The sequence below is a fragment of the Streptomyces sp. NBC_00631 genome (genome assembly GCF_045206895.1).
In the GTDB taxonomy this organism is placed as follows: Bacteria; Actinomycetota; Actinomycetes; order Streptomycetales; family Streptomycetaceae; genus Streptomyces.
Genome location: NZ_CP107734.1, coordinates 7,105,296 through 7,118,640, shown reverse-complemented (window position 1 = coordinate 7,118,640; position 13,345 = coordinate 7,105,296). Strand labels below are relative to the sequence as shown.

Sequence of the window (13,345 nt, the reverse complement as noted above, 5' to 3'; positions counted from 1 at the left end):
GGCACCTGCTCGCTCAGGCGCCTGCCGTGATGCGCAGCCTGAGGGTGCGGGCTTCGGGGCGCAGCGCGAACTCCGGCCACACGTCCGGCCCGCAGGCCCGGGAGCCGAGGCCGTGCTGGGCCGCGTCGATGATGAGGTGGCTGGTGGTGGACTCCGGGAGTTCGTGGGGGTGGGCGGCCCGGGCGAGCTGCTGCGGGGTGTGGCGGGCGAGGGTGAAGCCGGGGCGCCGCCCGCGGGTGTCGGGGAGGGCCTCGATGCGCAGGGCCCCGGTGCCGCCGCTGGTCAGTGTGAGGTGGCGGACCTGGGAGCGGTGGCCGGTCTCCTGGGGGCGCGCGTACTGCACCGACAGCTCGTGGACGGTGGCCGAGTAGCGGCCGGTGCGGGCCGCCCGCATGCTGTCCGGGTAGGACTCCAGCGGGCCCGGGCCGAACCACTCCGCGCCGTCCACGGGGGCTGCCCCGTCGGGCAGTTCGAAGCGGACCCCGGTCCGCGGCCACACCGTCGACCAGCCGCGCGAGGGCTCGATCTCGACGCGCAGTTCCAGCTCGCCGTCCTCGACCGACCAGACCGACTCCACCGTCACCGAGAGCGCGGAGTCCGCGGCGGAGACCCGGTCGACGGTGCGCAGGGCGTCCGTGGCGTGCTCCACACTGATCCGCCGGGTGGTGAGGCGGTCGAGTCCGTCCCGGCGCCACAGTTCGGCGCTGGAGACCCCGGCGGCGCTGGCGTCGCTGCCCTCCAGCCGGTCGGCCGTGCCCTCGTCGTTGTCGGTCGGGGCGCGGAACAGCTCCAGCCGCGGCCCGGTCACGGCCCGCCCGGCGAGCCCGGTGAGAGAGCCGCCGGTGAACTCGGCGATGCCGAGGGTGCGCGTCCCCTCGCCCGGCCGCCAGCCGGTCCGGGGCCGGACGGCGGGCACCGGCCGCCGTACCGAGCGGTCCAGTTGGGCGGTGGCGACCTCGTGTCCGGCCGGGGCCCAGGCCGTGTCCGCCGCCAGCACCGCCTCGACCGTCAGCCAGGTCTCGGCGTCCTCGGCCACCGCGACCGGCGGCAGCGGCACCCGTCCGGACTCGCCCGCCGCGAGGAGGGGTGTCTTCAGCTCCCCCGCCGCCGTGGGGATCCCGTCGAACTCGACGCGCCAGCGGAAGCTCAGGTCGGAGGTGTCGGCCGAGTGCCGCAGGTTGGTGATCACGAGCTCGTCGCTGTCGAAGGCGAACCGGATCGGCTGGACGACCGCCTTGAACTCGTGGAGGCCGGGCGTCGGCACGTCGTCGCTGAGCACCATCCCGTCCATCACGAAGTTGCCGTCGTGCACGACCTCCCCGAAGTCGCCGCCGTAGGCGTAGTACGGCGTCCCGTCCGGGGCGGTGGCCAGGATGCCGTGGTCGCGCCACTCCCAGACGAAGCCGCCGTGCAGCCGCGGGTACTGATGGACCAGGGCCTCGTACTGGTCGAGGGCGCCCGGTCCGTTGCCCATCGCGTGCGCGTACTCGCACAGCAGGAACGGCTTGGTGCGCTGCCGGGCGCCCTGGGCGGGCGTGCAGCCGAGCAACGGCGTCCGGGAGCCGTCGGTGCCGATCTGCTCGGTCTCCGGCACGGTCGCGTACATGCGTGAGTAGACGTCGGTGTAGTCGCCGGTGTAGTCGCCCTCGTAGTGCACGGGCCGCTCGGGGTCGCGGGCGTGCACCCAGGCGGACATGGCGGCGAGGTTGGCTCCGGTGCCGGCCTCGTTGCCGAGCGACCACATCACGACGCCCGGGTGGTTCTTGTCCCGCTCGACGGTGCGCTCGACGCGGTCCAGGCAGGCCGCGCGCCATGCGGGGTCGTCGGTCGGGTTGCCGGCCCAGCCGCCCTTCTCGAAGCCGTGGGTCTCCAGGTCGCATTCGAGGACGACCCAGAAGCCGAGTTCGTCGGCGAGGTCGAGCAGCCGGGGGTGCGGCGGGTAGTGGCTGGTGCGGATGGCGTTCACGTTGAACCGCTTCATCCGGGCGAGGTCCGCGCGGGCGTGCGCCTCGTCGAAGACCCGGCCGCGCTCGGGGTGGGCCTCGTGGCGGTTCATGCCGTGGAAGACGACCCGGCGGCCGTTCACGAGGAACTGGTCGCCGCGGATCTCGACCGTGCGGAAGCCGACCCTGAGGGCGATGCTCTCCGCGGCGGAGGAGACGGTGGCGTCGTACAGCCGGGGCAGCTCGGCCGACCACGGCTCCACCTCCGGGAGGTCGACGGGCGCCACGTCGGCCGCCGTCTCCCAGACCCGCTCCACGCCCAGTTCGGGGATGCGCAGCGTGACCGGGAACGCGGCCGCGCCTGCGGTGACCTCCGTCTCGACGCGACCGCGCCCGCCGTCGTACCCGGTGCGCAGCCAGACGTCCTCGATGCCCCCGGCCGGGCGGGCGAGCAGGGTGACGTCCCGGAAGATGCCGGGCAGCCACCACTGGTCCTGGTCCTCCAGGTAACTGGCCGCCGACCACTGGTGCACGCGCACCGCGACGACGTTGTCGCCGGGGCGCACGGCGGAGGTCACGTCGAACTCGTGGGCCAGCCGGCTGCCGCTCGCGCCGCCGATCTCCACGCCGTTCACCCACACCCGGAACAGCGACTCGACGCCGTCGAACCGCAGGACGACCCGCTCGGCGTCCCGCCACCCGGCGGGCAGGTCGAAGTGGCGGCGGTAGTCGCCGGTGGGGTTCTCGTCGGGGACGTGCGGCGGGTCGATCGGGAACGGGAACTGCACGTTCGTGTAGATCGGCCGGCCGTGCGCGCCGTCGCCTTCCAGCACCCAGTGCGCGGGCACCGGGATGCCGTCCCAGCCCTGGTCGTCGAAGTCCTCCGCCGCGAAATCCTCGGCCACGGCGGCCGTGGGCGACAGCCGGAAGCGCCAGGGGCCGTTCAGCGAGAGGGACGGGGCGTCGGAGTGCAGCCAGGAGCGGGCCGGGCGCAGGGCGCCGTGCCAGGGGGCGGGGTCCGATACGTACGCGGGGAGCTCGGAGGGCAAGACGTCACAACTTTCTCTGTGCTGGGGCGTTGTTTTCCGGCGTCGGGGGCGTGGTCGGCCAACGGAGGACCATCGGGCCGTGAGCGCTCACGGGAGCGGTAACGGGAAGCGATTGGGAGTGTGTGCCGCCGAACGCCGGAGTGTCAAGGTTTCTCCGCATCGGGGCATACTCGGTGTCCCTGCGACGCTGGCGCGTCGGCAACAACGCGGAGGTGAGTGATGGCGTCGTCGGGGACCGGACCCCGTAGGGTCACGATCGACGATGTGGCCCAGGCCGCGGGCGTGTCCCGGCAGACCGTGTCACGGGCGCTCAACGACAAGGGCGAGATCGGCGTCTCCACCAAGCAGCGCGTTCTCGACACCGCCCTCGCGCTCGGCTACCGGCCCAGCCGGTTCGCCCGGGGGCTGGTGCGGCAGGACACCGTCAGCGTCGGACTCGTGATCCCCGACCTGCTCAACCCGTTCTTCACCGAGGTCGCCGCGGCCGCGCTGGAGGCGGCCCGGGACCGCGGCTGGCACGTCGTCGTGTACGACACCGGCGACCGGACCGAGGAGGAGCGGGGCACGCTGGAGGTGATCGCCACCCAGGTCGACGCCGTCGTGGGCTATCTCAGCCTGCCCGAGGACGAGATCGACAAGCTGACCCGGGGACTCCCCGTGGTGCTCATCGACCGCGAGCACCACACCCAGCGGTTCAGCTCGATCCGGATCGACGGCGAGAGCGGTGTGTACGCGGCGGTCAGGCACCTGACCGAGGCGGGACACCGGCGCATCGGCATGCTCGACCACGCCGAACGATCCGAACCGAGCACCCGGCACCGGTGGTTCGACGCGGCGATGTCCGCGTGCGGACTGGACGCGAGCTCCGTGGCCCGCGCCGAACAGAGCGTCGAGGGCGGCGAGAGCGCGCTCCAGGAACTCCTCGGCCTGCACCCCGAGATCACCGCCGTGTTCGCGTTCAACGACATCATCGCCATCGGAGCTCTGCGCGCCGCGCGCCGGACCGGCAGGCACGTCCCCCGGGACCTCGCCGTGATCGGCTTCGACGGTGTGCGGCTGGGCACGCTCGTCGAACCCCCGCTGACCACGGTGGCCCTGGACACCCGCCGCCTCGGCGCGCTCACCGTCGAACACGCGGCCCGGCTGCTGACCGGCGGCGGCCCCGTGCCCGCCGGCGAGCTGACGGTGGGAGCGGAACTGCGGCTTCGCGAGTCGGCGTAGGGGGTCGGGGACCGGCGTAAGAGGTCGGGCGTCGGCGTGGGAGGTCCGGGGGGGTCGAGGCGCCGACGGTGGTCAAGGTCGGGTAGGGGACCCCTTGAGAACCATTGGAGGTACGGCCCTGCGCCGGGGGCGCCCTGGCACTCCGGCCGCCGTTGTTGGCAGACTTGGGGCTCCGACGAGATGCCCGTGGTGAACGCCGCGTTCGACGACGCGGAGGCAGGGAAGCCGTTCGCCGGCGAACCGCGGTCCTGGCGCGCGCCGGACGGCGGCCTGCCCCTCACCCCGGCCCGGACCCCCTGCTGGAAGGCAGCTGTCTGTGAACGCGTTCCTCTACGTGCTGACCGTGTTGATCTGGGGTTCCACCTGGCTGGCCATCAAGGGCCAGCTCGGGGACGTGCACCCCACGGCGTCGATCGCGTACCGGTTCGCCCTGGCGGCCGTGATCCTGCTCGCGTGGGCGCGGCTGCGCGGGCTGCCGCTGCGCTATCCGGCGCGGGTGCACGGTCAGTTCGTCCTCATGGGCGCGACGATGTTCTCCACGAACTTCGTCTGCTTCTACTTCGCCGAGCAGCATCTGGCCACCGGCCTGACCTCGATCATCTTCGCCATGTCGCTGGTGGTGAACATGGTGTTCGCCCGGCTGTTCTTCAAGCGTGTGGTCGCCAGGAAGATGCTGGTCGGCGCGGCGATCGGGCTGCTCGGGATCGTCACCGTGTTCTGGCCCCAGTTCCGGGAGTTCAGCCTCACCTCCGGCTCGGGGCGGGGCATCGTGCTCTCGGCGCTCGGCACCCTGGTCTTCTGCCTGGGCAACGTGGTCTCCGCCAAGACGCAGGCCGCGGGGGTCCCGGTGGTCCAGGGCACCGGGTACTCGATGGCGTACGGGACGCTGATCATGGCCCCGTTCGCGGCGGTCCTCAGCCGACACGACCTGTTCGACGCCACGCCGAAGTACGTCGGCTCACTCCTCTACCTGGCGATCTTCGGGTCGGTGATCGGGTTCGGGGCGTATCTGACCCTGCTCGGCCGGATCGGCGGCGAGCGGGCGGCCTACGCGATGGTGCTCTTCCCCATCGTCGCGCTCCTGCTGTCCACCGTCTTCGAGGACTTCCACTGGACCGCGCGGGATCTGCTGGGCGTGGTCCTGATCCTGGCCGGCAACGCGGTCATGCTGACCAGCCCGGCCCTCCTGCGCCGCCTCACCGGCCGTCGCCCCGCCACCCCCGCGGAACCGGCCCCCGACCACCCGGCCCCGACCACCGAACCCGGGGCACGCCACAGCGGCAACTGAGGCTTTCTGCCCTGTTCCGGCCGCGCCTCCGATCAGGACTGCGGTCAGGACTGCGGTCGGGCATGCCGGATGGGCCCCCGCACCCCGGTGACCGGTGCGAACGCGGTCGCGGCGACCCGGAAGCGCGGATCCAGCGCCGCCCACAGGTCCGTCAGCAGCGCATCGGCGTCCTGGGCCGAGGTGTTCAGGTCGAGGTGGTGCCGTGCGGTCGACACGGAGTCGCCGTCCGAGTGGTAGGTGCTGAGCAGGACCGCCTGCCCGGGAGCGAGCTCGCCCAGCGCGACGACCGTGACGTCCGTGCTCTGCCGGCCGCCTTCGGGCCGGCGTGCCGCACCGAGCCAGGACCGCCGGCCGGTCCGGTCCACAACGGCGGTGATCCGGGGTGTGCAGATCGGCGGATCCGGCTCGTAGTCGAGATCCTCCAGCGCGCTGGGCGGCGCGAGCCCCTTCGCCAGCCGTCCGGCGACCTCCGCCACCTGTTCGCCGTTGCCGTAGACGGTCCAGCGCCGGTCGGCGGTCGCGGCGACGTAGTGCCGGAGGGCGTCGTGCCCGGCGACGCCACCGGATACGGCGGACACGGCGGACACGACGGGTACGACGGGTACGACGGGTACGACGGCCAGTTCACCGGCCGGAGTGGCCTCGATCCGGCGGGCACGGGAGGCCTCGCTCCGCCCGGTGAGCGCGTACCCGGCGGTCAGGTCCCCGTCCAGCGTGCGGGCCAGCAGGATCAGCCGACCCGGGTAGGGGTTGTCCCGCAGGGCTTCCAGGATCGAGGTCATGCGTCGGCGCCTTCCTGATGTCCGCTCGGTACGAGATCATCCAAGCCGAAGTCCGAGGTGCCGGGAAGCCGGGGCGGACCAGGGACGCGGTCACGCCGCCCGCGCCCGGGACGACGCATGCCGCGCACGAGTTGAACGGCCCCACCTTTGCCCATGCCGTCTCCGCCGCGGACGAGGACGGCGCCTGAGAACGCGTCAGCCACTGGCCCCGGGGACCGGCACCGTGCCGTTGAGGATCGCGTCGAGGGCCTGGCGGACCTCGCGGCCCGGCCCGACCGCGAGTCCCTCCCCCAGCCGATGGGCGAGACGCGCGTATACCGCGTGGGCGTCACGTGTCCGGCCCTCGCCGTGCAACGCCGTCATCAGAAGTGCGACTCCGCGCTCCCGGAGCGGGTGCTCCCCGACGTGCCGCAGAAGGCGCGGGATCACCCCGCTCCCGCGACCGGCTGCGATCGACAGGGCGAAGCACTCCTCGGCCGCGATCATCCGCTGCTCCTCCAGCGCCGCCGCATGCGAGGCGAAACTCGGTACATCGAGCCCGTCGTACACGCCGCCGCGCCACAACGCGAGTGCGCGCTCATACAGCACGAGGCTGGACTCGACCCGGCCGAGCACCTTCGCCGACTCCGCCTCGACGTAGAGCCGGGAGAACACGACATGGTCGATCCGTTCGGCGTCGATGCCTAAAGCGTACCCGTCTCGAACCCGGTCGAGACGCACATCGGCGGCACCCGACGCAGCGATCGCCCGCCGAATGGAGCCGAGGCAGTTCATCACCTGCACGCGTGCCGTCCGCGGCGGATCGGCATCCCACATCGCGTCGACAAGCGCATTCGTGGAAATGAATGCGTTCGGCCGCGTCATCAGAGCCGAGAGAATGACCCATTCCCGCCTGCGATTCGCGCCGATGCTGGACTGGAGAGGCTCGGCGTACGGCTGTCCGAGAATCCCGAAGTCGGGCATCGGCCGTCCTTTCGGCAGGTGACAGGACCAGGAAGGTGCGCACAACGCCATACAAAATCACGCGATCGCGTGTTCGAAAGTATAGATGCAGCGGAATCCACTGCCGTGCCCGAGTGCGACTATTTATTATTTTTTAAGACTGTCCCGACATCCACCCCGCCCCCTCTGGCAAATTCAGTCAATCCAGGCGCATTGGACGATTTCACGAGCCCTGGCCTGTGCGACTGCACGGCCCACGCGACCCGCAACCGCCTTTCGGCGGTGCGGCGATGATCCGGCGATGGAGCCGCGATGAAGCGAGCTGCCATCTTCGTGCGCATCGGGTCACCGGCATCGAGAAGGACCACCCTATGGATCAGATGGTTCTCAAGGCGCAGCAATGGGTCAATGCGACATACACAGGTATATCTGGGTACAACCCGTGCACCGAGAACGGAATAACCGGCTGGGCGACGATCTACTGTCTCACCCGAGCACTCCAGCACGAACTCGGCATCACCGCGCTGTCCGACAACTTCGGGCCGACGACATGGACGGATCTGAACGCGTACGGCCCGGTCGGGCGGGATTCCGCCAACATAAACATGCGGACCATCGCAGAGGCGGCTCTCTACTGCAAGGGTTACAGCGGCGGCGACATCGACGGCGGCTTCAACGTGGACACCGGCGCCGGCCTGACCGCCCTGGTGGCGGACATGGGCCTGCCGGGTCCGCCGCCGGACACCCAGCTCTACGACGTGGAACCCAAGGTCTTCAAAGCACTGCTGACCATGGACGCGTACGTGAAGACGGCCGGCGGCTCCGACGCGATCCGTACCTGCCAGCAGTGGCTCAACAGCGCGTACTACCAGAAGGGCCAGTTCTTCATCGGCCCGTGCGACGGGCACTTCTCCCGCAACGTCCAGCAGGCCCTGGTGCTGGGCATCCAGTACCAGATGGGCCTGACGGACAGTCAAGTGACGGGCTCCATCGGACCGACCACCGAAGGGGCGCTCAAGACGGTCGCGAATGTGTCCAGCGGCTCACAGGACTCGGGGTCGGCCGGCTGGGTCCGTTTGTTCCAGTGTGCCGTCGCGTTCAACAACTACGACGCGCACTGGGGGGACGACGGCGGGACATTCACCTCTGACCTGGCCTACACGGTGACGCGCTTCCAGCAGTTCTGCTCGCTCGACACCACCGGGGCCGCCGATTACGAGACGTGGATGTCGCTGCTGGTCTCGACCGGGGACCCGGACCGCCAGGGCACCGCGTTCGACTGCATGTATCCGCTGAACGCGACGACGATCCAGACGGTGAAGGACAACGGGTACTCGACAGTCGGCCGCTACCTCATCGGCGGCACGAGCAAGGTGCTGACCAACTCCGAGATCGCGCTCATCTTCGACAACGGCCTGTCCCTCTTCCCGATCTATCAGGACGAGGGGAACGTGATCACCGACTTCGGCCCCGAACTGGGGGTCGCGGCCGGAAACGACGCGGCCGGAGCCGCGATGGCCTTCGGTATCCCGTACGGCACGGTCATCTATTTCTCGGTCGACTTCGACGCGACCGACGACGACATCACCAGCGTGATCATTCCGCACTTCCAGGGCATCAACGACGGAGTGAGCGCGTACGGCAGCCAGTACGCGATCGGTGTGTACGGGTGCCGCAACACCTGCATCCGTCTGGCGGCCGAGGGCCTCACCACCCGGAGCTTCGTCAGCGGTATGTCGACCGGCTACAGCGGCAATCTCGGCTATCCGCTCCCGGACAACTGGGCCTTCGACCAGATCAAGGACTTCACACTGGCCCCCGGCACCAGTGGCGCGGTGGAGATCGACAACGACATGGTCTCCGGCCGGGACCTGGGCATCAACAGCGTGACCCGGCCGCGCGACGCCAACGACGGCTTCTACACCTACCTGATCTGGCTCGAAGCCAGGGCCGGCCAGTGGATCGACCAGGGACACACCGACCGGTCCGCACCCGTACTGGTCGCGCAGTACCTCCGGGCCCGCGACGGGCTCTACAAGTTCACGGGTGCCGACACCACCTTCGGCTCGCTCGACCAGGATTTCGTCGACTTCGTGAACGCCTATCCCGACGAACCGTTCGCGAGCCCGCTGCGCGACCCCGACCTGCTGTGGGATTCCGACGTCGCTCACTTCGGTGCGTCGTTCGGCGCCGTCATCACCACCGGCCTTGACGACGACCTCACATCGGCCAACCTGGCGGACTTCGGGACCTGGGGCGGCGATCTCGTCAGCGTGCTGGGGCAGTTCCACCAGAGCGGGCTCTCCGACGACCAGGCATACGATTTCGCCGCCGGTTTGATCGCCGGCAAAGCCGACGGCACGTACTTCTCGCTCGGCGACGTCCTCGCCGATATCGACGCCTGGGTCCTGGGCCACGCCGCCCTGCAGGACTCCAGCCAGAAGCTGTCGGCGGGATTCCAGGCGAACTACGCGACGCCGGCCGATTCCGTCGCCCGGCGCAAGGCGTTCTACGCGCTCCGGTTCGGCAGTTCGAGCGACACACTCGGATCGGCGGCCGTGAGTGCGATGGTCCGCGGCACCGACGAGATGGCCGCCATCCGAGGAGCCTTCTGGTTCGATCAGTTCGGATCGGTGACCTGCCCCTCCCCTGAGTTCATGTCCGCCGACGCACTTGGCGGTGTGGCGGCGGCATTCCGCGACGCCATCCTCCAGTACTGCTCATGACGAATCGAGGACGTGACATGAACGACCCGAAGGTCACCCGTCGGCAGGTCCTGGCCCTCGGAGGTCTGACGCTGGGCGTCGCCGCCGTCACCGTCGCCGGTGTGGGCGGCCCGGCGTGGGCCGATTCCGCCACCGACGTGGTGCTGGTGCCGGTCGGCGCGAGCCCGGTCGCGGTCCTTCCGGGAGTCGGTGTCCAACCGGCGGCGTTCCCCAGACAGTTGGCCGTGCAGGTCCAGCACACGGGCGCGGCTCTTCCGGCCGGGACCGAGGTGGCCGTCACCTACGACCCTCGGCTCTACTCCCCGCTGCCCGCCGCGGTGGCCACCGTCGACGACCGTCGGCTGCGCACGACGAGCACGATCACCACCGACCCCAGGACGACGCTCGCGACCTGCACGGTCACCCTGTCCGAAACCGTCGCCGCGGGCAGTGATCCGGTGGTCGTCGTGGGAACCGCGTACCCCGTGCTCTATCCGCGCGACCTCGTCGTCGCGCCCGCGGACGCGACCGCCGCCGTGAGCCGGAAGAACGCGAAGGCGAGCGGCCGGCGGAGCCTTCAGCCGCACCGGCCGAGCACGTTCGGCGGTGTCGCCACACCGTGGGGCCTTGAGGTCAGCGGTGTGTGGGGCCGCCACGAGTGGGCGAACGGAAAGCGGTGGTACTACTATCCGGTACAGGTCACGGTGCACAGCGTCGGACCGGGCCCGGCCCCCGCGGCCGCGTCCTTCTCCGTCGCACTGGACCCCCAGATCGTGAGCGACGTCAAAGTCGCCACCGCCCGGCTCAATCACAAGGTCCACGACGCCGGTGTACGACTCCTTTCGCGTACCCGGACCGCGTCGCTGTTCGAAACCCACTGGAGCACAACGGTGAAGCTCAAGCCCGGTGACCGGCTCGATCTGGGCCTGGAGGTGACGACGCGGAAGCCGGCGGGCGATCTGGCGACCATCAAGCACCCCTTGGTAGGGCTGATCGACATGGGCAACCACGTCACCCAACGGCAGACCGGCCGGAACTCGATGTCGCGGACCGATGCAGTGTGGCGATGATCAGTGGCTACGTGTGGATCCTGCCGGCGGTGACCATCGTCGGCTGGATCCTGTCGTGGTGGGGAACACGACGGATCCGGTGGTGCCTGCTGGCCACCGCGACCGTCATCTCCGTGTCCTGCCTCGTCATCGGGGACCGTGAGAAGGGGCCGCAGATCAGCCCGGGAACCGTCGGCTGCTCACCGGCCCTTGAGTGCATGGACTGGCATGGGATCTACTGGCTGGAGGCCGGACTGATCGGCTTCGTATGCTGCCTGGCGCTGCTGATCGTGACCACCGTGGCCGAACTGGTGCTCTGGTTCGATCGTCGCGGGGCGGCCTCCGCGGAGTCACCGGGCTGACCTGACGACCGACGCGCGGTGCCGCCGCGCCGACCGCGTCGGCCTCGAAACCGCCGAAGCCGCAGGCGCTCTCTGCGGCAATCGAGGAACGTCCGGAGCCGGCCAAGGCGCTCACCCTGGCGCGCGGGATCAAGGCGGCAGCGCCCGGCCAGCCGGTCATCCTGACCGTGGTCGAGATGAAGCGCTTGGCACGCAACGCGGCTGAACTGATGACGCTGTCCGGCCCTCTCCAAGAGGTCTACGACCCGCACGGCGCGGGTGAAGCCGTCGAACAGATCGCCCTGGACCACGATGCTTTTCTTCTCGGTGCGGTACACGTTCGGGCAGTCGCCCTGGCCGCACTCCCCGCTTCCGTCGCCGTTCTTGTCGTCTCCGCCCGTCAGCCGGGTCGATCCAGTGTGCTCGGACACGTGAACCCCAAGTCCGCAGCCTCCTGCCGGATCCGCCCAGAGCGACGGTACGGACGCCATGCACGGCCGTCGCCGCTGAGGGCTTCGGCCCTCCTCGCCTCGCCAGGGCCATCCCGGCGCCCTCGCTGCCCCCTCGAAGCCCAGGTCGTCGCCGGCCCAACCCCCTCCGCAGGGTCAGCACCAAGTCAGCACACGACCCGGAAAAGGGCTGATCCACCGGAGAAACAGGAAGGGGCCATACCCGAAGATCTGGCCCCTGACCTGGGGTTTCCTCCCTGACGAGCCACTTTCGGCGATCAAGGAATCAGGCACTACACGTTGAAACGGAACTCCACCACGTCCCCGTCCTGCATCACGTAGTCCTTGCCCTCCATGCGGGCCTTGCCCTTCGCGCGGGCCTCGGCGACCGAGCCGGTCTGCACCAGGTCGGCGAAGGAGATGACCTCTGCCTTGATGAAGCCCTTCTGGAAGTCGGTGTGGATGACACCGGCCGCCTCGGGGGCCGTGGCGCCCTTCTTGATGGTCCAGGCGCGGGATTCCTTGGGGCCGGCCGTGAGGTAGGTCTGCAGGCCGAGGGTGTTGAAGCCGACACGGGCGAGGGTGGCGAGGCCGGGCTCCGCGGCGCCGACCGACTCCAGGAGCTCCAGGGCGTCCTCCTCGTCGAGTTCGGCGAGGTCCGCCTCCAGCTTGGCGTTGAGGAAGATCGCCTCGGCGGGGGCGACCAGGGCGCGCTGCTCGGTCTTGAAGTCCTCGTCGAGCAGTTCGTCCTCGTCGACGTTGAACACGTAGAGGAAGGGCTTGGTGGTGAGAAGGTGCAGGTCGTGCAGGAGCTCGGCGCGGTCCGAGCCCTGGACGATGCCGTGGGCGAAGAGCGTGTCGCCCTTCTCCAGGATCTCCTTGGCCTCCTCGACGGCCTTGACCTTGGGCGCCACGTCCTTCTTGATCCGCGACTCCTTCTGGAGGCGCGGCAGGACCTTCTCGATGGTCTGGAGGTCGGCCAGGATCAGCTCGGTGTTGATCGTCTCGATGTCGTCCTTCGGCGAGACCTTGCCGTCGACGTGCACGACGTTCTCGTCCTTGAAGGCGCGGATGACCTGGCAGATCGCGTCGGACTCACGGATGTTCGCGAGGAACTTGTTGCCCAGGCCCTCACCCTCGGAGGCGCCGCGCACGATGCCCGCGATGTCCACGAAGTCGACCGTCGCGGGGAGGATGCGCTCCGACTTGAAGATCGACGCCAGCTCGGCCAGGCGGCCGTCGGGGACGCCGACGACACCCACGTTGGGCTCGATCGTGGCGAACGGGTAGTTGGCCGCCAGCACGTCGTTCTTGGTCAGGGCGTTGAACAGGGTCGACTTGCCGACATTGGGCAGGCCGACGATTCCGATCGTGAGCGACACGTTGCGACTTCCCGTAGTGAGAGGGTGAGCGGGCCAGGGGCTGCCCGTACCGGCGGGCCGGCCGATCCACCAGTTTACGGGGTTCGGGCCCCTGGCCGGCGGCCGCGTCGAACACCTGGACAAGCTCTGCTCTTCGGCTTGGTTTCGGCGTGTCTGGGCCGCGATTGGGCACATAAACCGACCTAGGTTGGTCC

Annotated in this window: 9 protein-coding genes; 5 read left to right on the top strand and 4 right to left on the bottom strand. The window is 69.8% G+C overall.

What is annotated here, in order from left to right; all coding sequences use genetic code 11:
• Positions 1-13 precede the first annotated feature (13 nt).
• Complete coding sequence (locus tag OHB00_RS32870) at positions 14-2,992, bottom strand: glycoside hydrolase family 2 TIM barrel-domain containing protein (RefSeq protein ID WP_406440146.1); 2,979 nt, start codon at positions 2,990-2,992, stop codon at positions 14-16.
• A gap of 219 nt (positions 2,993-3,211) precedes the next feature.
• Here OHB00_RS32870 and OHB00_RS32865 point away from each other — a divergent pair, with 219 nt between their 5' ends.
• On the top strand, positions 3,212-4,213 hold the full coding sequence (locus OHB00_RS32865; RefSeq protein WP_406440144.1) for a LacI family DNA-binding transcriptional regulator: 1,002 nt from the start codon (positions 3,212-3,214) through the stop codon (positions 4,211-4,213).
• Between the two features lie 316 nt (positions 4,214-4,529).
• The gene (locus tag OHB00_RS32860) at positions 4,530-5,501 is read left to right on the top strand and encodes a DMT family transporter (RefSeq protein ID WP_406440142.1); all 972 of its coding nucleotides are present in this window, start codon (positions 4,530-4,532) and stop codon (positions 5,499-5,501) included.
• 44 nt (positions 5,502-5,545) lie between these two features.
• On the opposite strand, the gene OHB00_RS32855 is transcribed toward OHB00_RS32860, so the two are convergent.
• Together OHB00_RS32855 and OHB00_RS32850 are read right to left on the bottom strand one after the other, a co-directional pair.
• The gene (locus tag OHB00_RS32855; RefSeq protein ID WP_406440140.1) at positions 5,546-6,283 is read right to left on the bottom strand and encodes an IMP cyclohydrolase; all 738 of its coding nucleotides are present in this window, start codon (positions 6,281-6,283) and stop codon (positions 5,546-5,548) included.
• A gap of 195 nt (positions 6,284-6,478) precedes the next feature.
• Positions 6,479-7,246, bottom strand: coding sequence for a BTAD domain-containing putative transcriptional regulator (locus OHB00_RS32850; protein ID WP_406440138.1), 768 nt, complete (start codon positions 7,244-7,246; stop codon positions 6,479-6,481).
• Positions 7,247-7,596: 350 nt separating this feature from the next.
• On the opposite strand from OHB00_RS32850, the gene OHB00_RS32845 reads away from it, so the two are divergent.
• From OHB00_RS32845 to OHB00_RS32835, 3 genes are read left to right on the top strand one after another with little or no spacing between them, the layout of a single operon-like run.
• A complete protein-coding gene (locus OHB00_RS32845; RefSeq protein WP_406440136.1) occupies positions 7,597-9,951 on the top strand; it encodes a glycoside hydrolase domain-containing protein in 2,355 nt (784 codons plus the stop codon).
• A gap of 17 nt (positions 9,952-9,968) precedes the next feature.
• Entirely contained in the window at positions 9,969-11,000 is a 1,032-nt protein-coding gene (locus OHB00_RS32840) for a hypothetical protein (RefSeq protein WP_406440134.1), read from the top strand.
• The gene (locus OHB00_RS32835) at positions 10,997-11,341 is read left to right on the top strand and encodes a hypothetical protein (RefSeq protein WP_406440132.1); all 345 of its coding nucleotides are present in this window, start codon (positions 10,997-10,999) and stop codon (positions 11,339-11,341) included. The genes OHB00_RS32840 and OHB00_RS32835 overlap by 4 nt, the downstream gene beginning before the upstream one ends.
• A 721-nt stretch (positions 11,342-12,062) precedes the next feature.
• Here the strand turns inward: OHB00_RS32835 and ychF are convergent.
• Entirely contained in the window at positions 12,063-13,151 is a 1,089-nt protein-coding gene (gene ychF, locus OHB00_RS32830) for a redox-regulated ATPase YchF (RefSeq protein ID WP_406440130.1), read from the bottom strand.
• Positions 13,152-13,345 lie beyond the last annotated feature (194 nt).